Genomic DNA, 21,133 nt, shown 5'->3' with positions numbered 1-21,133 from the left:
GACTACAACATCGACAACTGGACCTGGGCCAAGACGCAGGGCGTCTACAACATGGTCAAGGACTTCAAGGCCCGCGGCGTCCCGATCGACTGCGTCGGCTTCCAGTCCCACTTCAACAGCAACAGCCCCTACCCCTCCAACTACCGCCAGACCCTGCAGAACTTCGCCGCCCTCGGCGTCGACGTGGCCATCACCGAGCTGGACATCCAGGGCGGCTCGGCCACGACGTACGCCAACGTGGTCAACGACTGCCTGGCCGTGCCGCGCTGCATCGGTATCACCGTCTGGGGCGTGCGCGACAGCGACTCGTGGCTCGGTGCGAACACCAGCCCGCTGCTGTTCGACAGCAACGGCAACAAGAAGGCCGCCTACAACTCGGTGCTGAACGCCCTCAACGCCGCCACGCCGAGCACCTCGCCCAGCCCCGGCACCTCGCCGAGCCCCGGCACCTCGCCCACCCCCGGTGGCGGGAACGGTACCGGGCCGATCAGGAACGTCGGCTCAGGCCGCTGCCTCGACGTGCCCAACGCCAGCACCACCGACGGCACCCAGGTGCAGATCTGGGACTGCAACGGCCAGACCAACCAGACCTGGACCTACACCTCCGCGCAGGAGCTCCGGGTGTACGGAAACAAGTGCCTGGACGCCGCCGGCACCGGCAACGGCGCCAAGGTCCAGATCTACTCCTGCTGGGGCGGCGACAACCAGAAGTGGCGCCTCAACTCGGACGGGACCATCGTCGGCGTACAGTCGAACCTGTGCCTGGACGCCGTCGGGCAGGGAACCGGCAACGGCACCCAGATCCAGCTGTACTCCTGCTGGGGCGGGAACAACCAGAAGTGGACCTTCACGCAGTGAGCCCGGCGGGGCCGCCGACCCAGGCCGGCTCCACCTGCTGACCCTTTCCCCCTAGCAAGCGATGGCCTCCGGTGCGCGCGACCCGCCGCACCGGAGGCCATCGCCACTTGCCGGCGCGGCCGCCACGCGGGTGGGACCGCACCATGCCTCGTCGTTCCCCGGTCAGGGCTTCGCCGCGACGGCGCCGTAGGCCCAGGCGTGACCCCCGGGAATGCGCTCCCGGCCTTCGTGCTCGTCAGGCCGCCAGCGCACCACCTCGACCACGCCGGGATCGATCACCTGCCAGCCCTCGAAGAACCGCAGCACCTGGTCGAGGGTGCGGGGCACCATGGGCGCGGTGCTGTTGTCGTACGGCTTGGTGAACTCCTCCTCGCGCACCTGGGGGGCGAAGTCGAGCGTGATGTGCGACAGCAGCAGACGGCTGCCCGAGGGCACGGCGGCCTTGAAGGTCTCGACCAGGCCGTACGGGTCCTCCTCGTCGGTGACGAAGTGCAGGACGCCCGCCATGATGACGGCCACCGGACGGTCGAAGTCGATCACGGCCCGGACCTCCGGGTGGGACAGGATCTTCTCCGGCTGCCGCATGTCGGCCTCGATCACCGAGGTCATCCCCTTGGCGCTGCCGCTCAGCAGAGCACGGCCGTGCACCAGGACGATGGGGTCGTTGTCCACGTACGCCACCCGGGCCTCGGGGTTGGCCTGCTGAGCGATCTCGTGGGTGTTGCCCTGAGTGGGGATGCCCGTGCCGATGTCGAGGAACTGCGTCATTCCCGCCTCGGCGGCGAGATGGTGCACCGCCCGGCGGAGGAAGGCGCGGTGGGCGCGAACGCCCTCACGAGTACCCGGCGAAACTTTCAGGAGGTGTTCGGCCGCCTCACGGTCGGCCGCGAAGTTGTCCTTGCCGCCCAGCAGGTAGTCGTATATCCGGGCCGGATGCGGAACCGTGGTGTTGATCTGCGGGACGGGCTTGGCGACCGGCTCGGGGTCCGTCAGCTCTGGCATGAGTGCTCCTTGCTGTTGTCTCTCAGTCGACAGGGGAAACATCAGCGGCCCCGTGACCACGACGAGATGGTGATCAGCGTCGGCGAACCGCCACCGAAACTTTCATGATATTTATAGTAATTTTCGGAGAGACGGTATTCGCCTACCGGGGCCCGGTCAAGCCGGGCGGCCGATCATCGATCGGCTGCGCCCCCGCCCGCATCCAGCCGAGCCCGAAATTTCGAATTTCGCGCCAATCCGCTCACAAAGCGTCAAATGTGGCTTTTGTAGCGGCGATGCGGTCACTTATCGCCAAATTTCGCCTCGGTCGCGCGAAGAAGCTCACGACCGCGCGTTCCGGTCCGCTCTCCCCCGGGCTCGGCCCGTTAACTCGTTGCCGGGTCGCGGGGACGGGCGGCAGGCTGGGCGGATGCTGATCCGACGGGAGAACCCCGGCGACGTGGAGGCCGTCCGCGCGGTCGTCGCCGCCGCCTTCGCGCCCTACGAGGCTGCCCGCAACCCCGACCGGCCGGACGGACTGCCGGTCGAGGTGACGTTGCTCGACGAGCTGCGCGCCGACCCCGGCTGGCTGCCGGAGCTGTCGCTCGTCGCGCCGGCGCCGGACGGCGGGATCGCAGGTCACGTCGTCTGCACGAGGGCCCACGTGGGGACCGTGCCCGTGCTCGGGCTCGGCCCGCTGGCCGTGCACCCCGCCCACCAGCGGCGGGGCGTGGGCTCGGCGCTCGTGCACGCCGTGCTCGGGGCGGCCGAGGCGCTCGGCGAGCCGCTGGTCGCGCTGGTGGGCAGCCCCGCCTACTACGCGCGCTTCGGCTTCGAGCACTCCGAGACGTACGGCGTGACGGCGCCGGACCCGAGGTGGGGCGAGTTCTTCCAGGTCCGGGTGTTCGAGCGGCCGGTCCCGCCGCCGGCCGGGCCTTTCGCCTACGCGGAGCCCTTTTCCAGGGTTGACGCGGGTTGATCGGTATGACATTCAGCTCTGGTGAAGAAGATCCTGACGTGGCTCGTGCTCGTCGTCACGGTGACCGGCTGCCAGGGCACGGCCGAGTCCGCGGCGCCGCCGCCCGTCCGTTCCCCGTCCGCGGCCACGGTCGTCTCACAGGAGGCCGTGGACGGGCGGACGGACAGACTCGTGATCGACTCCCCGGCCGCGGGTGGGCGGCGCTCGGTGTGGGTGCTGAAGCCTGAGGCGTGGAAGCCGGGTTCCACCGGCTGGCGCGCGCTGTACCTGCTGCACGGCTGCTGCGCCGGCGGCGGCTGGGACTGGCTCAGGACGGGCGAGGTGGCCCGGCTGACCGCCCGCCTCGACGCCGTCGTCATCGTCCCCGAGGGCGGTTGGATGGGCTGGTACGCCGACTGGCGCGACGGCCCCGCCTGGGAGACGTTCCACATGACCGAGGTGCCCCGCCTGGTCGAGCCGCGGTACGGCGTCGGGACGCGCCGCGCGGTCGCCGGTTTCTCCATGGGCGGCCTCGGCGCGTTCGTCTACGCGGCCCGGCATCCGGGTGTGTTCGAGGCCGCGGCGTCGTTCTCCGGGGTGCTCGACACCCGCGAGGACGTCCCCGGATACCGGGCGTTCATGGCGGACAACGGCGTGGACACCGAGGACCTGTGGGGCGACCCGAGCGCCTGGCCGGAGCACAATCCCGCCGACCTCGTCGGGCGGCTCAAGGGCGTGCGCCTCTACGCGTCCTCGGGCGACGGCGAGCCCGGTCCGCTGGACCACGGGGACGGCCCGGCCGATCGCACCGAGGCTGCGATCATGCGGCAGAACCTCGACTTCGCCAAGGCCGCGGAGAAGGCCGGGGTGACGGTGACGACGGATTTCTACGGAAACGGCACCCACACCTGGCCGTACTGGATACGTTCGTTCGAACGCGCGCTGCCGCTTCTCCTACCCTGAGACCCGTGACTCCTCCGCTCCCTGAAGGGAGCGGCTTCTCGCTAGGCCGCTTCCGCAGCGTCGCGAAGGGCAAGCCCTGCCCTGAGAATGTTCTTGGCCGCGTTCACGTCGGCGTGCGCGGTATGCCCGCACACCATGCAGCGGAAGGCAGCTTGGGTGACACGGTTCTCCTTCGCGACGTGGCCGCATCGGGCGCACGTGCGGGAGGTGTTGACAGGGTTCACCGCGATCAATTCACGACCGGCGCTTTCAGCCCTGTGTGCGAGGACCTGCAGGAACACCCCCCAACCCGCGTCGAGGATGCTTCGGTTGAGGCCGGACTTCTGTGCGACGTTCCGGCCGGGCTGCTCGACCGTGCCGGACGCACTGCGGGTCATGTTCGCGATCCGCAGATCCTCATGCACGATCACGTCGTAGCCGCGGACCAGCGTGAGCGCCTGCTTGTGCGCGTAGTCCAGGCGCTGCCTGCGCACCTTCGCGTGCAGGGCCGCCACCTGGGCAACGGCCTTGCGGCGGCGAACCGAGCCGCGCGTTTTACGAGCGAGTGCCTGCTGCGCCGCCACGAAGCGGCCGGCGGACCCGGCCAGGTGGCGCGGGTTGTCCAGGTGATCGCCGTCACTGGTCGTGGCCAGCGACGCTACGCCCATGTCCAGGCCGACGGCTGCGCCCGTCTGCCGAAGCGGCTCGGCGGGTACGTCGTCACAGGAAAGGATCACATACCAGCGGGCGCCTTCCCGCTTGACGCTGATCGTCTTCACCCGGCCCTTGACGGGGCGGTGCTGATGCACCCGCACGTGGCCGATGCCCTGAAGGCGGACGAACGTCGCCGTGGGGTGCTCGGGCTGGGAGTCCCACCGGCAGCCGTCGCCGTCCTTGGGCCATTCCACGGTGTCGAACCAGCCGCGCCCCTTGAAACGGGGGAAACCAGGCACGCGCCCCTCATGGACCCGGGCGAAGAACGCACGGAACGCCTTGTCCAACCGCCGCAGCGTGGCCTGCTGGGAGGAGAACGACCACGGGCCCTGACCCTCGGCGTCATCGGCGCGGATGTGCTTGAGGTCCGCCGACTGGTCGCCGTACCGAACCGTCACACCCGCCTTGCGATAGGCGGTCCGCCGGTGCTCCAAGGCGGCGTTGTAAAGCTGCCGGTGATCTTTCAGGCAGGCGGCGAGCGCGGCAGCCTGCTTGGCCGTGGGGCGCAGCAGGAACTTGTACGACCTACGGACGGCCGCCTCCCTTGGGAAGTCGCTCGTACTGCGTCTGGATGTACCGCTGCACCGTCTCGGCCGGCACCGCGCCGGCGGTGGCCACAAAGGAGGACCTCGACCACAACGTGGGCAACTGCGAGCGCAGGCGGGCGAACTCGGCGCGCAGGTGGTGGGAGTTGAAGCCCTTGAACTGGGTGGCCGCGTACGACGGCGAGCTTTTGCGCGACTTGACGAACAACAGCTCGCGGTCGGGCATCACCTCAAGCGCCACGATCTCCCAGCCGTTCGCTCGCCTTGGCGCGGATCAGCTCCTCCAGGCGCGCCTTCACCCGGCCACCGAGGACCGGGCGGCGGTACTTCGGGCACCGCACGACGTGGCACCCGAGGTTGTATCCCGTGCCGGGGTAGGTGCGGACCTGGCGAGTCACACGATCATTATCACAGCACTGTCTGTCCAACCGCAGGTGAAAGGCATCCGCAATGAGCCCAGAGAGAAGAACAGTCAGGGACGGCGTTCCCCCGTCGTCTGAAGGCGCCGGTCCCCTGCAGAGGTTCTGATGGGACGGGCCAATGACGAGGCAGCCGCGGCGCTGCAGGAGTACGCCGAGCTTTTCGCGCTGAACGGCGGAGACGCCTTCCGCGTGCGCAGCTACCAGAAGGCGGCCAAGTCGATCGCGGGATTCCCCGGGGATCTCGGGGAGACCGACGTGCGGTCGATCCCGGGCGTGGGCGAGGCGATCGCCAAGAAGGTCGAGGAGTTCCTCCAGCGCGGCAGCTTCCGCCAGCTCGACGACCTGCGGGGCAAGGTGCCCGAGGGCGTGCGCAGGCTGACCCGGATTCCCTCGCTCGGCCCGAAGAAGGCGCTGTTCCTGTTCCAGGAGCTCGGCATCGACTCCCCCGGCGCGCTGGCCGACGCGATCAGGGCCGGCCGCCTGAAGGGCCTGCGCGGCTTCGGCGCCAAGACCGAGGAGAACCTGCTCAAGGGCATCGAGCACATGGAGCGGTCGGGCGACCGGGTCCACCTCGGCGTCGCGACGGATCTCGCGGAGCGGGTCATCGCCTCGCTGCCCGCCGACCGGATCGCCTTCGCCGGGTCGCTGCGCCGGATGAGCGAGACGATCGGCGACATCGACATCCTCGCCGTCGGCGACCCCGCCCTGATGGAGCTGTTCGCGCGGCAGCCGTACGTCACCGAGATCGTCGCGAAGGGCGAGCGCAAGACCTCGGTCAGGACCGATCGCGGCCTCCAGGTCGACCTGCGGCTGATCCCCGCCGAGTCGTGGGGCGCGGCCATGATCTACTTCACCGGCAGCAAGGAGCACAACGTCCGCATCCGGGAGATGGCGGTCAAGAAGGGCTGGAAGCTGTCGGAGTACGGCCTGTTCGACGGCGACCGGCTCATCGCCTCCGAGACCGAGGAGGAGATCTACCAGGCGCTCGGCATGGCGTGGGTGCACCCGGCGCTGCGCGAGGACGGCGGCGAGGTCGAGGCCGCGCTGCGGGGCGAGCTGCCGCGCCTGGTCGAGCTGCACGACCTGCGGGGCGACCTGCACACCCACACCGACCTCACCGACGGGATCGCCTCACTGGAGGACATGGTGGCCGCCGCCGCGATGCGCGGCTACTCCTACTACGCGGTGACCGACCACGCGCCCGACCTGGTCATGCAGCGGATGACCCTCGACAAGGCCCTCGCCCAGCGCGCCCGCATCGCCGAGCTGCAGGCGAGATATCCGTACATGCGGCTGCTGCACGGCAGCGAGCTGAACATCGCCCCGGACGGCTCGGTGGACTGGCCGGCCGATGTGCTGGCCGGATTCGACGTCTGCGTCGCGTCGGTGCACTCGCACTTCACCCAGTCGCGGGAGGAGATGACCCGCCGTTTCATCGCGGCGTGCGAGAACCCGCACGTCCACGTCATCGGCCACCCCACGACGCGGAAGATCGGCAAGCGGCCGCCGGTGGACGCGGACTGGGACGCGGTGTTCCGCGCCGCCGCCAGGACCGGCACGATCATGGAGATCGACTCCTACCCCGACCGGGCCGACCTGCCCTCCGACCTCGTACGGCTCGCGCGTCACCACGGCGTGAAGTTCTCCATCGACAGCGACTCCCACGCCGTCCCGCATCTGGCCCACCAGAGGTTCGGCGTGGGCATCGCGCAGCGGGCCTGGCTCACCCCGGACGACGTGGTGAACACCTGGCCCCTCGACCGCCTGCTCGCCCACCTGGGCAGGGGCTGACCTCACAGCTCCTCAAGCATCGCGCGCAGCATGGTCACGGTGTCGCGGGCCGACTCGGCCTGCACGCTGAGGTCGTTCATCACCGCCGTGTAGTCGTCCACGTCCTCCTGCTTGTCGAGGTACAGCGCGCTGCTGAGCTGTTCGAGGTAGACGACGTCGGGCAGGTCGGGCTCGGCGAACCGCAGGATGGTGAACGGGCCGCCCACGGCGGGGTGACCACCGGCCCGGAAGGGCAGGATCTGCAGGGTGACGTCCGGACGCGCGGCGGCCTCGATCAGGTGCTCGATCTGGCGGCGCTGCACGGCCCGGCCGCCCAGGGGACGGCGCAGCGCCGACTCGTCCACCACCGACCACAGCCGGGGGCCGTCGGCCTGGTCCAGGAGCCGCTGACGCCGCATGCGCAGGCCGACGCGGCGCTCGACGTCGTGCTCGGGCGTCCCGCGATGCCGCAGCCGGATCGCCGCGCGCGCGTAGTCCTCGGTCTGCAACAGGCTGTGCACGAACTGGACCTCGTACGTGCGGATGGTGGCCGCCGCCTCCTCCAGCCCGACGTAGACCTCGAACCAGCCGGGCAGCAGGTCGTTGTACTGGTGCCACCAGCCGGGGGTGCCGGCTTGCTCGGCGAGCGCCAGCATCGTCTCGCGTTCGCCGCTGTCGACGACGCCGTACAGGGTGAGCAGGTCGGCCACGTCGCGCCGTTTGAAGGGAGTGCGGCCCAGCTCCAGCCGGCAGATCTTCGAGGTGGAGGCGCGGATCGCGTGCCCGGCCTGCTCACGGGTGATGTTCCTGGCCTCCCGGAGCCGGCGTAGCTGGGCCCCGAGCATCATGCGCACCACCGTCGGCCGCCCCGCGGCTGAACCGGCAGTCCGTCCGGAGAAGTCGCCGCCTCCGGTCGAGCCGAGATCATCCCTGTCCTCCCCGATACGGGTCTCGCCGGCGCCGGCCGTACGCCGACGCCTCCGGGACGGGATGGTATCGGGGTGAACGCGACCGTAATCGTGCTTTCAACCCCGGCCGATGTGTTGCGTGCCGGGGCTTGATCGGAAAGGATGGGCGCGACGCGCGATCTGCCACGAGCGGAGATCACTGACGCGGGTGCGGTCGTCTCTCCGTTCCGACCACTCCGAGGCCCCCATGAGTGACACCCCTCCCGCCGACGATCCCGGCGTCCGCAGGATCGACAGCAGCGTGCCGCACTCGGCTCGCGTCTGGAACTACTTCCTCGGCGGCAAGGACCACTACCCCGTCGACAGAGAGGCGGGGGAACGGATCCGCGCCGTCTTCCCCGGGATGGTGGACATCGCCCGCCAGTCCCGGCAGATGCTCGTGCGCACCGTCGGATACCTCGCCGGTGAGGCGGGAATCCGACAGTTCCTGGACATCGGCACGGGTCTGCCCACCGTCGACAACACCCACGAGGTCGCCCAGCGGCTGGCCCCGGCGTCCCGGATCGTCTACGTCGACAACGACCCCCTGGTGCTGGTGCACGCCCAGGCGCTGCTGACCAGCACGCCCGAGGGGGCCACCGACTACATCGAGGCCGACGTGCGCGACCCCGGCCGCATCCTGCGGGAGGCGGCCAGGACGCTCGACTTCGAACGCCCGACCGCGCTGATGCTGATGGGCATCCTCGGCCTGGTGGCGGACTACGACGAGGCGCGGGACATCGTGAGCCGGCTGCTGGCGGCCCTGCCCTCGGGCAGTTATCTCGCGCTCTACGACGGCTCCGACAGACCCGGCGTACGTCGAGGCGCTCGGCCGCTACAACGCGGGCAGCGGCGCCACCCCCTACACACCGCGAAGCCCCGAGCAGATCGAGGGCTACTTCACCGGCCTGGAACTGCTCGAACCCGGCATCGTGTCGGTGTCGCGGTGGCGGTCGGAGGACAACCCGTGGGGCGAGCCCCGCGAGGTGGCCTGCTTCGGCGGCGTCGCGCGCAAACCTTAGCCCGGACGCACCTCGCGGACGACGCCGGTTCCCCCTGCGCCGGTCACGGGCGCGCCTGAACATCCCCCGGCGGCACGTGGGAGAAATGCGGCGGTAACGCGGCGCGGCGATGATGGTCACGGTGCGCAGGCGGGTGATTATCGTGCGCCAGGGATCGCCGCGGGTGCGCGGCTCCCGGCGACGACGCCCGGCGCCGGGGCCGCATCCCAGGTGGCGGTCCCGGGCGGCGGGACCGGCCGCGGACCGGCGGATCGGGCGGCGTGAGCGGGAGGATGACGAGATGCGCCAGTTGACGGCACTCGACGCGCAGTTCCTGAGCGTGGAGTCGGCGACGACCGCGGCCCATGTGGCGGGTGTCGCCATACTCGACCCGTCGACCTCGCCCTCCGGAGCCCTGACCAGGGAGGCCCTGCTCGCCCTGCTGCGTGAACGGCTGCACCTCGCCCCGCCGCTGCGGATGCGGCTGGCCGACGTGCCCTTCGGGCTCGACCGGCCGTACTGGCTGGACGACCCGGACGTGGACCTCGACGCGCACGTGCACGAGACCACCCTCCCGGCGCCCGGCGGGGAACGGGAACTGGCGGCGTACGTGGCGGGCGTCCACGCGCGGCGGCTCGACCGCGGGCGGCCGCTGTGGGAGGCGCACCTCATCCACGGCCTGGAGGGCGGCCGATGCGCCCTCTACACGAAGGTGCACCACTGTGCGATCGACGGCGTGTCGGGCTCGGAGATCCTGACCGCGCTGCTCGATCCGTCACCGCAGCCGCGCCGGGTGGAGGCGCCCCCGGCCCCGGTGTCGCCGCAGCCGCCCGGGCTGCTCACGATGCTCGCCGGGGCGATCACCCGGTCGATCGTCCAGCCGGTGGAGACGCTCTGCTCGCTGGCCCGCGCCGCCGCCGACCTGGACGCGATCCCGGTGGTGGCGGCGCTGCCCGACGCCCGGCTCGTGGCCCAGGCCGCCCGCGCGCTCGCGGGAGACTCGCGCCCGCTGCCCGAGACGCCGCCGCTGGTCGCGCCGCGCACGCCGTTCAACGGCCCGATCTCCGGCATGAGGGAGGTCGCCCTCGGCTCGGTGCCGCTGGCGGAGGTCAGGAGGGTGGCCAGGGCCTTCGGCATGGGCCCGAACGACGTGGTGATGACGCTGTGCGCCTCGGCGCTGCGGCGCTGGCTGCTCGCCCACGACGCGTTGCCCGACCGGCCACTGGTGGCGGCCGTGCCGGTGGCGTTGCGGTCGCCGGGCGCGGGCGGGTCGTCCCGGGACGCCGCGGACGGGCGGGTCGGCAACCGGATCTCGGCGATGATCACGCCGCTGGCCACGGACGTCGCCTCCCCCAGGGAGCGCCTGGCGGCCGTCCGCTCGACGCTGGCCGCCGCCAAGCGGCGCTTCGCCGTCTCCCACCGCACCTGGCTGGACGACGTGTGCGCGATGGTGCCGAACGCCTTCGCGGCGCTGGCCACGCCGGTGGTCTTCCGCCTCGCCGGGGTGGCGGGGGCGGGCGTCAACCTCATCGTGTCGAACGTGCCCGGTCCCCGCCTGCCGCTGTACCTGTGCGGCGCCCGGATGCTCGCCTACCACCCTCTGTCGGTGGTCACCGACGCCACCGGGGGGATCAGCATCACCTGCGCGTCGTACGACGGGCGGCTGGACTTCGGCGTCGTCGCCTGCCCGACCCGGTTGCCGGACGTCTGGAGCATGATCGGCCACCTGCGCGAGGCGATGGACGAACTCCTGGCCCTGCTCGACGACTCCCCGCACGATGCCCCGCAGGGCGACGCGGCTGCCGTACGGCCCCTGGAGGAGCGGCAGGAGCGGGAGGAGATGGTCCCCGCCTGACGACCGTCCGGAGTCGCGCCGGGGGCGGCGCGCGAGACAGGCGCGCCGGGAAGGGGTGCGGCCCGCGTCAGTGCAGGGCGTTGGCGATCAGTTCGGCGACCGCGTCGGGGTCGATGTGATGGCCGGTGAGCAGGGAGATGCTCTCCTGGTACAGCAGGACCGCGGCGAAGGTCGCGGCGGCGGCCTCCAGCCGGGCGGCGTCACCGCGCCCGCCCGGCAGGGCGAGCTCCAGGGCGAACCTGGCCCGGCGGATGATCTCGGTGTTCAGGCGGCCCAGGCGCTCCCGTACGGACAGGTGGGTGTCGGCCTCCCGGAACAGGATGCGCCGCATCGCGGGGGACGCGCGCAGCGGCAGCCTGCGGGCGAGCCGTGACAGCGCGCCGGCCGCGTCGCCGGGGACCGCCTCGACCTCCTCCTCGATCACCACGGTCCGCTCGTCCACCAGCGAGATCAGTACGTCGATCTTGCGGGGGAAGTAGTGGAAGACCAGGCCCTTGGGCACGCCGGCGAGTTCGGCGATGCGCGCGGTCGGCGTGGCCTCGTAGCCGCCGCCCGCGAACAGTTCCTCGGCGGCGTCGAGAATGCGCGTGCGGGCGTCGCCGTCGGGCGGCTGCTTCCTTCTCCGCGAGCGCGACCACGCCTTGGCGGTCTGGAGAGGGCTGTCCACGGACCGAACCATAACCAGAGTGGGTGCCCCAACACCATGACGCGAGGGACAGGGCAGGCATACGCCCGGCCGGCGACCGGGCGTATATGAGTGCGCCGGCTCCCCGGCGGCGGTGGGTGGCACCGCCGGGAAACCGGCGACGTGTGGCCGGGAGCCGGCGTCAGTGACCCGTGGCCCGCTCGGCGCCGAGGCCGGTGAGCGAGCGGACCTCGATCTCGGCGTACTTCGACGCGTTGTACTCCTTGCTCAGGATCGTGCCGAGGTAGCCGCACAGGAAGCCGATCGGAATCGAGAAGATGCCCGGGTTCGACAGCGGGATCAGGTGGAAGTCGGCGTCGGGGACCATCGCCGTCGGCGCGCCGGAGACGACCGGGGAGAAGATCACCAGCACCACGGCGGAGATCAGGCCGCCGTAGATGGCCGAGACCGCGCCCGCCGTGTTGAACCTCTTCCAGAACAGGCTGTAGAGGATCGCCGGCAGGTTGCCCGACGCGGCGACCGCGAAGGCCAGCGACACGAGGAAGGCCACGTTGAGCGACTGGGCGAAGATGCTCAGCGCGATCGCGACCGCGCCGATCACGAACGCGGCGACGCGGGCGACCACTACCTCCTGGCGCTCGGTGGCGGCGCCCCGCTTGAACACATGGGCGTACAGGTCGTGGGCGAAGCTGGAGGAGGACGCGAGGGTCAGGCCCGCGACCACCGCGAGGATCGTGGCGAACGCGACCGCCGCGATGACCGCCAGCAGGACCGTGCCGCCGACGTCGCCGAAGATGTCCTGGCCCACCTTCTGGGCGAGCAGCGGGGCCGCCGTGTTGCCGGCCTTGTCGGCCGCGGCGATCGTCTTCGAGCCCACCAGGGCGGCGGCGCCGAAGCCGAGCACCAGCGTCAGCAGGTAGAACACGCCGATGATGCCGATGCCCCAAAGGACCGACTTACGGGCGTCCCTGGCGGTCGGCACCGTGTAGAAGCGGATGAGGACGTGCGGCAGACCGGCGGTGCCGAGCACCAGCGCGAGGCCGAGGCTGATCAGGTCGATCTTGCCCCAGGTCCCCTGCGCGGCGGTGCCGTACTTGAGGCCCGCGTTGAGGAAGGCGTCGCCCTTGCCGCTCTGGGTGGCGGCGTCGCCGAGCAGCCCGGACAGGTTGAAGCCGAACTTGCCGAGCACCAGCAGGGTGATCAGCGCGGCGCCGACCATCAGCATGACGGCCTTGACGATCTGCACCCAGGTGGTGCCCTTCATGCCGCCGAAGACCACATAGATGATCATCAGCAGGCCGACCGCGATGATCGTCCAGATCTTTCCGGCCTCGGAGTGGACGCCGAGCAGCAGGCCGACGAGCGCGCCCGCGCCGACCATCTGCGCGAGCAGGTAGAAGATGCTGACGACGATCGTGGACACGCCGGCCGCCGTACGGACAGGGCGCGGCGACATCCGGAACGCGAGCACGTCGGCCATCGTGTACTTGCCGGAGTTGCGCATCAGCTCGGCGACGAGCAGCAGCGCCACCAGCCAGGCGACGAGGAAGCCGATCGAGTAGAGGAAGCCGTCGTAGCCCGACAGCGCGATGATGCCGGCGATGCCGAGGAACGACGCGGCCGACATGTAGTCGCCGCCGATCGCCAGGCCGTTCTGCAGGCCGCTGAACGACCGGCCGCCGGCGTAGAAGTCCGCCGCGCTCTTGGTGTTGCGGCTGGCCCAGAACGTGATCGCCAGCGTGAGGGCGACGAAGACCAGGAAGAGGATCGTGGACAGCGTCTCGTGACTCACTTGGCGCCCTCCCCGACCTCGTCGCGGCTCTCGGTCGCGCCGCGCAGTTCGTCGGCGATCGGGTCGAGCTTGGCCGCCGCGTGCCGCGAGTACGCCCACGCGATCAGGAACGTCGACACGAACTGCAGCACACCGAAGACCAGGGCGACGTTGATGTTGCCGAACAACTTGGTGCCCATGAAGTCCCGGGCGAAGCCGGACAACACGACGTAGAGCAGGTACCACACCAGGAAGGCGATGGTCATGGGGAAGGCCCAGGACCGGTAGCGGCGGCGCAGCTCCTGGAACTGCTCACCCGCTTGTATACGCTCGTAGACCGATGGATCGTGCTGGACGGTCACAAGATCTCCTTCGGCAAGTGATCTGGATCACTTCAACGTAGGAGCGCGCCGTGTCCGCCGACGAGTCCCGGGGGCCGCCGAGTCGCCCAGCCGTACCGCCCGCTCGTTCACATGGCGCATCGGTGCGACGAGTGGTCGGTTGTACGCGCCGAGCGGTCACGCACCGCGTTACATGAAACGCGCCGCGCACGCGAACAACAGGACTACATGAAACGCGGTCGCCAGTCGCCCCGGTCGACGTTCAGCGTCTCCGGCGTGTGCAGGCGGACCATCGTGCGCGCCACGCCGCGCGGCACTCTCGACGGCGTCAGCAGCGACACCACCACCATGACCGAGAACGACACGGGCACCGTCCAGGCCGCCGGCTCTGCCAGCAGCGACCCCGCCCACCCGGTGTGCGGGCCGCCGATGATCGTGATCGCCACCGCCGCGCAGGCCAGCCCTCCCCCGGCCAGCAGCCCGGCCATCGCCCCCGCCGTCGTCAGCCTGCGCCACCAGATGCCGAGCACGAGCAGCGGGCAGAACGACGAGGCGGCCACGGCGAACGCCAGCCCCACCACGGTCGCCACCGGCAGCGACCTGGCCACGCCCGCGAGCGCGAACGGCACGAGCACCGCGAGCACGGTCGCGACTCGGAACGCGCGCACCCCGCCGCGCAGGATGTCCTGCGCGATCACCCCGGCGACCGACACCGTCAGGCCCGACGAGGTCGACAGGAACGCCGCGAACGCCCCCGCGGTCACCAGCGCGGTCAGGAACTGGCCCACCGGCCCGCCCACCAGCCGCCCCGGCAGCGCGATGACCACGGTGTCGCTCTCCGGCATGCCGTAGACGTGGCCGAGGTAGCCGTACACCGCGGGCATCAGGTAGAAGGCGCCGAGCAGCGTCAGGACGACGAGCGTGGTGCGGCGGGCGGCCCGGCCGTCCGGATTGGTGTAGAAGCGGACGAGCACGTGCGGCAGCCCCATCGTCCCGAGGAACGTCGCCAGGATCAGCGAGTACGTCTCGTAGACCGGGTGGTCGCGGCCGTGGAGCGGCAGCACCCACTCGTCGCCCGGGGCGAGCCCCGGCCTTCCGTCGGACCACCAGGCCACCAGCATGAACGCCAGCGGAACCGCCAGCGCGGTCAGCTTCAGCCAGTACTGGAACGCCTGGACGAACGTGATCGACCGCATGCCGCCCGACAGCACGTTGGTCGCGACCACCACCGCCACGAGCAGGCTGCCCGTCCACGGCGGCGCCCCGGTGATCGCACGGAAGACCAGCCCGGCGCTCTGGAACTGCGGCATGAGGTACAGCCAGCCGATCAGCACGACGAGCACGCTCGACAGCCGCCGCACCGCCATCGACTCCAGCCGCGCCTCGGCGAAGTCGGGCAGCGTGTAGGCCCCCGACCGCCGCAGCGGCGCCGACACCAGCACCAGCAGCACGAGGTAGCCGCCGGTCCAGCCGACCGGCAGCCACAGCATGTCCGCGCCGAAGGTGAGGATCAGTCCCGCGATGCCGAGGAAGGAGGCCGCCGACAGGTACTCCCCGCCGATGGCCGAGGCGTTCCACAGGGGCGAGACCGTGCGGGAGGCGACGTAGAAGTCCGACGTGGTGCGGGACACCCGGATGCCGAACGCCCCGATGAGGACGGTCGCCAGCATCACCAGGACGACCGCGGCGATCTGGCTCACCCGCGCACCGTCCGTGGTGTCCTCACCGGCGCTCCACGAGGTCGGCGAAGTCGCGCTCGTTGCGCTCGGCCTGCCGCACGTACAGCCAGGCGCCCCCGACGAGCGCGGGGTAGATCAGGCCCGCGAGCACGACCCAGGGCAGCGGCAGCCCGAACAGCTCGGCCGCGCGCAGCTCCGGGGCCAGCAGGAACAGCAGCGGCAACCCGCCCACGACGCAGGCCAGCAGGCTGCACACGAACAACGCCAGGCGGAACTGGGTCCGCACCAGGGAGCCCATGTAGACCTCGCCCAGACGGGTCTGCTCGTCGATCTCCCGGGTGAGCGGGTGCCGCGGCCTGCGGGCCGCCGCCGTGCGCGGACTGGTCACCACCACCCTGCGGGGCTTTCCGGTCGTCGCCGCCCCCTCGCCCTGTCCGCGCGTGCCGGTCGCCGCCGCCCTGCGGGGCTTGCCGGTCATCGCGCCCTCACCGTCCGCTCACCGGGTCTGGCCTCTGCGAGCCCGGCGGACGAGCAGGTCGCGCAGCTCCCGGGTGTGGCGGCGGCTCACCGGGATCTCGGTGTCCCCCACCCGCACCACGCACTTGCCCGAGTCGATGTGCAGCTCGTCGATGTGCTTGACCGCGACGAGGTGGCTGCGGTGGACGCGCAGGAACCCGGCCGAGGCCCAGCGTTCCTCCAGCGTGGCCAGCGGGATGCGGACCAGGTGGCTGCCGGTCGCCGTGTGCAGCCGGGCGTAGTCGCCCTGCGCCTCGACGTAGCGCACTTCGGTGCTCGCCACGAACCGGGTGACGCCGCCCAGCTCGACCGGGATCGTGTCCGCCTGCGGCCCATCCCCAGGATCGCCCCGGCTGCCGCACACCCGGCGGATCGCCTCGGCGAGCCGCTCCGGCCGTACGGGCTTGAGCAGGTAGTCCTCGGCCTTCAGCTCGAAGGCGTCCACGGCGTGGTCCTCGTACGCCGTCACGAAAACGATCTTCGGGGGCCGGGTGAACTGGGTCAGCAGCCGGCCCAGCACCACCCCGTCGAGCCCGCGCATGCGGATGTCGAGGAAGACCGCGTCCACCGGCCTGCCGTCCGCGATGGCGCGGTCGAGCAGCCGGAGCGCGGCGGCCCCGTCGCGGGCGGTGAGCACGTCGCCGATGCGGGGATCCGCGCGCAGCAGGTAGGCGACGTCCTCCAGCGCGGGCTGCTCGTCGTCCACCGCCAGAACCCGCAGACCGCTCACGATCACCCCTTTCACCGACCGATCCCCTAGAGAGTGATGACCGGAACGTGCGGAAGTCAACGCCTCCCCATCACGACCGCATCACGGCTGGGATCGCGGCGATCCTCGACTCAGGTCTGGACGCCGGGGTGATACTTGGGGATCCGCACGGTGACCTTGGTGCCGGCGCCCTCGCCAGTCTCCACCACCAGGCCGTACTCGTCGCCGTAGACCTGGCGCAGCCGCTCGTCCACGTTGGCCACGCCGATGCCGCCCGCGCCCGAGCGGTCCTCCCCGGCGAGCACCCGCCGCAGCCGTTCCGGGTCCATGCCGACGCCGTCGTCCTCGACGGTGATGCCGCACTCCGCGCCCGCGTCCTCGGCGACGATCGCGATGCGGCCCACCCCCGGCTTGGCCTCCAGGCCGTGCCGTACGGCGTTCTCCACCAGCGGCTGCAGGCACAGGAACGGCACGGCCACGGGCAGCACCTCCGGCGCGATGCGCAGCGTGACCTGGAGCTGGTCGCCGAACCTGGCCCGCTCGAGCGTGAGATAGCGGTCGATCGAGCGCAGTTCCTCGGCCAGCGTGGTGAAGTCGCCGTGCCGCCGGAAGGAGTAGCGGGTGAAGTCGGCGAACTCCAGCAGCAGCTCCCTGGCCCGCTCGGGGTCGGTGCGGACGAACGACGCGATGGTGGTCAGCGAGTTGTAGATGAAGTGGGGCGAGATCTGCGCCCGCAGCGCCCGGACCTCCGCCTCCATCAGCATCGTCCGGGACCGGTCGAGCTCGGCCAGCTCCAGCTGGGAGTCGACCCACCGCGCGACCTCCTGCGCCGCCCGCACGAGCCCGGCCGAGGCGTGGTCGCCGTACGCCGCGAGCGAGCCGACGACGCGGTCGTCGGTGGTGAGCGGCACGACGACGGCATGCCTGACGGGGCACTCTGGCCGCGGGCAGTCGAGCGCGAGCACCTGGGTGCGGCCGTCCTTCAGCGTCTCCGCGGCGTGCTCGAACGCCTCGGCCGCGTGGTGGTCGCCCGCGCCGTCGTAGACGAGCAACTCCTCGCCGTTGGTGATGGCGATGGCCGGGGAGCCGAGCAGCTCACGCAGGTGCCGTGACGCCTTGAGGGCCCCGGCCTGGGTCAGCCCGGCGCGCAGCGGCGGCGCGGCCAGCGACGCGGTGTGCAGCGTCTCGAACGTCGCCCGCTCGGCGGGGCTGCTGCCGAGGTCCCGCCGGCCGCGCAGCACCCGCCACAGCACGACGGCCGGCACGGCGACGAGGACGGCGACGACGAGCGCGGTGACGACCGGTTCCACGCCGCCGCAGCCTACTCCCGAGCCGGGTGGGGACGACGCGCCCGGCCCGCAGGGGCGATCGGAGAGAAGGGCGGGGCGGCCTACCGGTCGGAGGTCTGGCGGACGAAGGCGGCGACGGCCTCGCCCAGCTCGCGGCCGGCGTCCTCCTGCAGGAAGTGGCCGGCGCCGGCGATGACGGGGTGGTCGAGCCCGGCCGCGCCGCGCATGGACTTCTTCAGGATCGGCGCCATCCCGCCGGTGATGGGGTCGCGGTCGGAGAACGCGACGAGGAACGGCAGGTCGAGGGTGACGAGCGTCTGCCAGGCGGCGCGGTTGGCGGGAGCGGCCGGGTCGTCGGGGGTGATCGGCACCAGACCCGGCATCGCCCGCGGCCCCGCCTTGAACTCCTCCGAGGGGAACGGCGCGTCGTAGGCCCGCCGTACGGGCTCGGGCAGCGCGGTGACGCAGCCCGACTGGATGAACCGGGCGATGTCGAGCACGGGCGCCTTCTCGACGGCCTCCCGGAAGCGGTGCCACACCTCGGGCATCGGGATGTCGCCGGTCGGCAGGCCGGTGTTGGCGGCGACGACCCGGGCGAAGCGGTCCGGGTGCTCGGCCACGAGCCGCAGCCCGATCAGCCCGCCCCAGTCCTGGCCGACCAGCGTCACGCCGCGCAGGTCGAGCGCGTCGAAGGCGAGCGACCGCGTCCACTCCACGTGCCGGGCGTACGAGTGGTCCTCCGGGCGGGACGGCTTGTCCGACCGGCCGAAGCCCAGCAGGTCGGGGGCGACGGCCCGGCAGCCCGCCTCGGCCAGCACGGCCATCACGTGCCGGTAGAGGAACGACCAGCTCGGCTCCCCGTGCAGCAGCAGCACCGGCGGGCCGTCCGCCGGGCCCGCCTCGACGTACGCCATGCGGGCGCCGCCGATGACCTCGGCGTAGCGGGGTTCGTAGGGGAAGCCGGGCAGATCGGCGAAGCGCTCGTCGGGGGTGCGCAGAAAGTCCATGCCTTGGCCTTTACGTTGTAGATTCACGGGCGGGAGGCTCGTCCAGGGCGGCGCGGATGCGGGCGGCGTAGTCCCCGATCTCGGCGTCGCCGTCGTACTTGACCCGAGGCCAGAAGAAGCCGCGCAGGCCGTCCTTGCGGTTGCGCGGCACGACGTGGACGTGCAGGTGGGGCACGCTCTGACTGATCCGGTTGTTCATCGCGACGAATGTGCCGGCCGCGCCGGTGCCCGCCTCGACCGCCCGCGCGACGGCCTGGACCCGGGCGAAGAACGGTCCGACCTCCTCCGCCGGAAGGTCCGGCAGGGTCTCGACGTGGCCCCGCGGCACGACGAGCACGTGGCCCTTGAACACCGGCCGGGTGTCGAGGAAGGCCGCCGCCACCTCGTCGTCGAGCACCACGTGGGCGGGCCGCTCCCCCGCCGCGATCTCGCAGAACACGCAGCCGTCCACGGTCACCAGCCGAGCGTGGCGTCGCCCTCGACGAGGGCCTTGGCGATGATCAGCCGCTGCACGTCGTTGGTGCCCTCCCCGATCGCCATGAGCGGCGCGTCCCGATAGAGACGCTCGACCACGAACTCCTGCGAGTAGCCGTATCCGCCGTGGACCCGCATCGCCTCCATCGTCACCCTGAGCGCCACCTCCGAGGCGAAGTACTTCGCCATCGCGGCCTCGCTGCGCACCGGCCCCGCCTCCGACCGCACGGCGGCCCAGTACGTCATGAGCCTGGCCGCCTGGATGTCGGTCGCCATGTCGGCCAGCTTGAGCTGGATCGCCTGGAAGCCGGCGATCGGCTGCCCGAACGCCTGCCGTTCGCGGGCGTAGCCCAGGGCCGCGTCGTAGGCGCACTGGGCGACGCCGACCGCCCGGGCGGCGATGTTGAGACGGCCGAGTTCGAGCGCCGACAACACCTGCTGCATGCCGCGCCCCTCAGTGCCGCCGAGCAGCCGCGACGCCGGCACCCGCACGCCGTCGAGGACGACCTCGCACGTCTCGGTGCCCTTGTAGCCCAGCTTGGGCAGGTCGCGGCTGACGGTCAGGCCCTCGCTGCCCGCGTCCACCAGCAGCACCGACATCCCGCGGTGGGCGGGCGTCTCGATCGAGGTCTTCACCAGGACGGGCAGCGGGTCGGCGTGCCGCGCGTTGGTGATCCACGTCTTGGTCCCGGTGACGACGTAGTGGTCGCCGTCGCGGACCGCCCGGGTGGCGATGCCCTGCAGATCAGTGCCCGCGCCCGGCTCGGTCAGCGCGATCCCGGTGCGGCGGGCGCCGGTGGCCAGGTCGGGCAGGTAGTGGCGGCGCTGCTCCTCGGTGCCGTACTTAGCGATCATCCAGGTGGACAGGGAGTGGGAGCCGAGGATGCCCGCCACGCCCATCCAGCCCCGGGCGATCTCCTCGAAGACGAGGGCGAACGACACCCGGTCGAGGTCGAGCCCGCCGTACTCCTCCGGGACGGTGATGCCGAACAGTCCCAGTTGTGCGAACCGCCGGACGATCTCCTCCGGATAGCGCCCGGTGCGCTCCCACTCGGACGCGACGGGGACGATCTCCTTGTCCACGAACTCCCGCAGCGTCTGCCGGAACAGCCGCTGCTCCTCGTTCAGCTCGAAGTCCACTACGCCTCCATCGGGCCGGTCTTGGCGCGCGGGAAGTACCCCTTGTCGTGCGGCGCGTCGCGCCTGTAGACCATCACCGCGCGCCGCCACGACATCACCTCGTCCCCGTCCTGGTTCAGGCCGCGGGTGCGGCAGGTGACGATGCCGGCGTACGGCCGGGACTTCGACTCGCGCTTGTCCACCACGATCGACTCGGCGTACAGCGTGTCGCCCACGAAGACCGGATGGGTCAGCCGGATCTCGTCCCAGCCGAGGTTCATCATGGCCGTCTGGCTGACGTCGATGACCGACAGCCCGAGCACGATCGCCACCGAGAGCCCCGAGTTCACGATGATCTTTCCGACCGGAGCCCGAGCGGCGAAGTGCGCGTTGAAATGGTTCTGGTTGGTGTTCATCGTCAGCAGCGTGAACCAGGTGTTGTCGGCCTCGCTGATCGTCCGGCCGAGCGGGTGCTGGTAGACGTCGCCGACCACGAAGTCCTCGTAGTAGCGCCCGATGCGGGCTTCATGGACCGTCACACCAGAATACTATTCTGGATCAGCTCCCGGCGGGGTGAGCCCGGTCCGCG

Annotated in this window: 21 protein-coding genes and 1 pseudogene; 6 read left to right on the top strand and 16 right to left on the bottom strand. The window is 71.2% G+C overall.

Annotated elements, in window-relative coordinates; all coding sequences use genetic code 11:
• Positions 1 to 858, top strand: an 858-nt coding sequence (locus B1L11_RS27845) for a ricin-type beta-trefoil lectin domain protein (protein WP_179155352.1), incomplete at its 5' end; no start/stop codon positions are given.
• 162 nt (positions 859 to 1,020) lie between these two features.
• Here B1L11_RS27845 and B1L11_RS27840 read toward each other — a convergent pair.
• Entirely contained in the window at positions 1,021 to 1,860 is an 840-nt protein-coding gene (locus B1L11_RS27840) for an SAM-dependent methyltransferase (protein ID WP_079317612.1), read from the bottom strand.
• A 409-nt stretch (positions 1,861 to 2,269) separates the two neighbouring features.
• On the opposite strand from B1L11_RS27840, the gene B1L11_RS27835 reads away from it, so the two are divergent.
• Together B1L11_RS27835 and B1L11_RS27830 are read left to right on the top strand one after the other, a co-directional pair.
• Positions 2,270 to 2,818 carry a GNAT family N-acetyltransferase gene (locus tag B1L11_RS27835; protein WP_079317610.1) on the top strand — a complete coding sequence of 183 codons (549 nt, stop codon included), beginning with the start codon at positions 2,270 to 2,272 and terminating at the stop codon, positions 2,816 to 2,818.
• A gap of 21 nt (positions 2,819 to 2,839) precedes the next feature.
• Positions 2,840 to 3,760, top strand: a complete 921-nt coding sequence (locus B1L11_RS27830) for an alpha/beta hydrolase family protein (protein ID WP_179155351.1) — start codon at positions 2,840 to 2,842, stop codon at positions 3,758 to 3,760.
• 41 nt (positions 3,761 to 3,801) lie between these two features.
• Here B1L11_RS27830 and B1L11_RS27825 read toward each other — a convergent pair whose 3' ends face one another.
• From B1L11_RS27825 to B1L11_RS55215, 3 genes are read right to left on the bottom strand one after another with little or no spacing between them, the layout of a single operon-like run.
• On the bottom strand, positions 3,802 to 4,962 hold the full coding sequence (locus B1L11_RS27825) for a transposase (RefSeq protein ID WP_256862946.1): 1,161 nt from the start codon (positions 4,960 to 4,962) through the stop codon (positions 3,802 to 3,804).
• 16 nt (positions 4,963 to 4,978) lie between these two features.
• Complete coding sequence (locus B1L11_RS55220; protein ID WP_372974737.1) at positions 4,979 to 5,239, bottom strand: transposase; 261 nt, start codon at positions 5,237 to 5,239, stop codon at positions 4,979 to 4,981.
• Positions 5,229 to 5,396 (bottom strand): transposase, encoded by a 168-nt coding sequence (locus B1L11_RS55215; protein WP_372974736.1) that lies wholly within the window; start codon positions 5,394 to 5,396, stop codon positions 5,229 to 5,231. Before B1L11_RS55215 ends, B1L11_RS55220 begins: the two co-directional genes overlap by 11 nt.
• Before the next feature lie 129 nt (positions 5,397 to 5,525).
• Between B1L11_RS55215 and polX the strand changes: the two genes are divergently transcribed.
• The gene (gene polX / locus B1L11_RS27815; protein WP_079317606.1) at positions 5,526 to 7,211 is read left to right on the top strand and encodes a DNA polymerase/3'-5' exonuclease PolX; all 1,686 of its coding nucleotides are present in this window, start codon (positions 5,526 to 5,528) and stop codon (positions 7,209 to 7,211) included.
• Positions 7,212 to 7,213: 2 nt separating this feature from the next.
• On the opposite strand, the gene B1L11_RS27810 is transcribed toward polX, so the two are convergent.
• Positions 7,214 to 8,038: a helix-turn-helix transcriptional regulator gene (locus B1L11_RS27810; protein WP_079317628.1), complete on the bottom strand. Its 825-nt coding sequence runs from the start codon at positions 8,036 to 8,038 to the stop codon at positions 7,214 to 7,216.
• A gap of 307 nt (positions 8,039 to 8,345) precedes the next feature.
• On the opposite strand from B1L11_RS27810, the pseudogene B1L11_RS27805 reads away from it, so the two are divergent.
• Together B1L11_RS27805 and B1L11_RS27800 are read left to right on the top strand one after the other, a co-directional pair.
• A pseudogene (locus B1L11_RS27805) lies at positions 8,346 to 9,159 on the top strand (SAM-dependent methyltransferase).
• Positions 9,160 to 9,439: 280 nt separating this feature from the next.
• Entirely contained in the window at positions 9,440 to 10,993 is a 1,554-nt protein-coding gene (locus B1L11_RS27800) for a wax ester/triacylglycerol synthase family O-acyltransferase (protein ID WP_079317604.1), read from the top strand.
• Between the two features lie 67 nt (positions 10,994 to 11,060).
• Here the strand turns inward: B1L11_RS27800 and B1L11_RS27795 are convergent, their stop codons facing one another.
• From B1L11_RS27795 to B1L11_RS27745, 11 genes are all read right to left on the bottom strand, one after another.
• Positions 11,061 to 11,660: a TetR/AcrR family transcriptional regulator gene (locus B1L11_RS27795; protein ID WP_256862945.1), complete on the bottom strand. Its 600-nt coding sequence runs from the start codon at positions 11,658 to 11,660 to the stop codon at positions 11,061 to 11,063.
• A 160-nt stretch (positions 11,661 to 11,820) separates the two neighbouring features.
• Positions 11,821 to 13,431, bottom strand: a complete 1,611-nt coding sequence (locus B1L11_RS27790) for a cation acetate symporter (RefSeq protein ID WP_079317600.1) — start codon at positions 13,429 to 13,431, stop codon at positions 11,821 to 11,823.
• Entirely contained in the window at positions 13,428 to 13,772 is a 345-nt protein-coding gene (locus B1L11_RS27785) for a DUF485 domain-containing protein (RefSeq protein ID WP_079317598.1), read from the bottom strand. The genes B1L11_RS27790 and B1L11_RS27785 overlap by 4 nt, the downstream gene beginning before the upstream one ends.
• Positions 13,773 to 13,975: 203 nt before the next feature.
• A complete protein-coding gene (locus tag B1L11_RS27780; protein WP_079317624.1) occupies positions 13,976 to 15,421 on the bottom strand; it encodes a cation acetate symporter in 1,446 nt (481 codons plus the stop codon).
• A gap of 52 nt (positions 15,422 to 15,473) precedes the next feature.
• On the bottom strand, positions 15,474 to 15,908 hold the full coding sequence (locus tag B1L11_RS27775; protein WP_256862943.1) for a hypothetical protein: 435 nt from the start codon (positions 15,906 to 15,908) through the stop codon (positions 15,474 to 15,476).
• A gap of 18 nt (positions 15,909 to 15,926) precedes the next feature.
• The gene (locus tag B1L11_RS27770) at positions 15,927 to 16,676 is read right to left on the bottom strand and encodes a LytTR family DNA-binding domain-containing protein (protein WP_079317622.1); all 750 of its coding nucleotides are present in this window, start codon (positions 16,674 to 16,676) and stop codon (positions 15,927 to 15,929) included.
• A gap of 110 nt (positions 16,677 to 16,786) precedes the next feature.
• Positions 16,787 to 17,965 (bottom strand): sensor histidine kinase, encoded by a 1,179-nt coding sequence (locus B1L11_RS27765; protein ID WP_079317596.1) that lies wholly within the window; start codon positions 17,963 to 17,965, stop codon positions 16,787 to 16,789.
• A gap of 80 nt (positions 17,966 to 18,045) precedes the next feature.
• Positions 18,046 to 18,951, bottom strand: coding sequence for a haloalkane dehalogenase (locus B1L11_RS27760; protein ID WP_079317594.1), 906 nt, complete (start codon positions 18,949 to 18,951; stop codon positions 18,046 to 18,048).
• Positions 18,952 to 18,961: 10 nt separating this feature from the next.
• Positions 18,962 to 19,408 (bottom strand): HIT family protein, encoded by a 447-nt coding sequence (locus B1L11_RS27755; RefSeq protein ID WP_306291720.1) that lies wholly within the window; start codon positions 19,406 to 19,408, stop codon positions 18,962 to 18,964.
• Positions 19,405 to 20,565, bottom strand: coding sequence for an acyl-CoA dehydrogenase family protein (locus B1L11_RS27750; protein ID WP_079317592.1), 1,161 nt, complete (start codon positions 20,563 to 20,565; stop codon positions 19,405 to 19,407). Before B1L11_RS27750 ends, B1L11_RS27755 begins: the two co-directional genes overlap by 4 nt.
• Positions 20,565 to 21,083, bottom strand: coding sequence for a MaoC family dehydratase (locus tag B1L11_RS27745; RefSeq protein ID WP_079317590.1), 519 nt, complete (start codon positions 21,081 to 21,083; stop codon positions 20,565 to 20,567). Before B1L11_RS27745 ends, B1L11_RS27750 begins: the two co-directional genes overlap by 1 nt.
• Positions 21,084 to 21,133 lie beyond the last annotated feature (50 nt).

This window comes from Microbispora sp. GKU 823 (genome assembly GCF_002027145.1).
GTDB classification, from domain to species: domain Bacteria; phylum Actinomycetota; class Actinomycetes; order Streptosporangiales; family Streptosporangiaceae; genus Microbispora; species Microbispora siamensis.
Note: the sequence above shows the minus strand (reverse complement) of the source record. Positions and strands in the feature narration are given on the sequence as shown.

Excerpts from the sequence above, each read along its gene's own strand:
- B1L11_RS27800 (WP_079317604.1), top strand. The coding sequence starts at position 9,440 with ATGCGCCAGTTGACGGCACTCGACGCGCAGTTCCTGAGCGTGGAGTCG.
- B1L11_RS27835 (WP_079317610.1), top strand. The coding sequence starts at position 2,270 with ATGCTGATCCGACGGGAGAACCCCGGCGACGTGGAGGCCGTCCGCGCG.
- polX (WP_079317606.1), top strand. The coding sequence starts at position 5,526 with ATGGGACGGGCCAATGACGAGGCAGCCGCGGCGCTGCAGGAGTACGCC.
- B1L11_RS27840 (WP_079317612.1), bottom strand. The coding sequence starts at position 1,860 with ATGCCAGAGCTGACGGACCCCGAGCCGGTCGCCAAGCCCGTCCCGCAG.
- B1L11_RS27775 (WP_256862943.1), bottom strand. The coding sequence starts at position 15,908 with ATGACCGGCAAGCCCCGCAGGGCGGCGGCGACCGGCACGCGCGGACAG.
- B1L11_RS27810 (WP_079317628.1), bottom strand. The coding sequence starts at position 8,038 with ATGATGCTCGGGGCCCAGCTACGCCGGCTCCGGGAGGCCAGGAACATC.
- B1L11_RS27760 (WP_079317594.1), bottom strand. The coding sequence starts at position 18,951 with ATGGACTTTCTGCGCACCCCCGACGAGCGCTTCGCCGATCTGCCCGGC.
- B1L11_RS27780 (WP_079317624.1), bottom strand. The coding sequence starts at position 15,421 with ATGCTGGCGACCGTCCTCATCGGGGCGTTCGGCATCCGGGTGTCCCGC.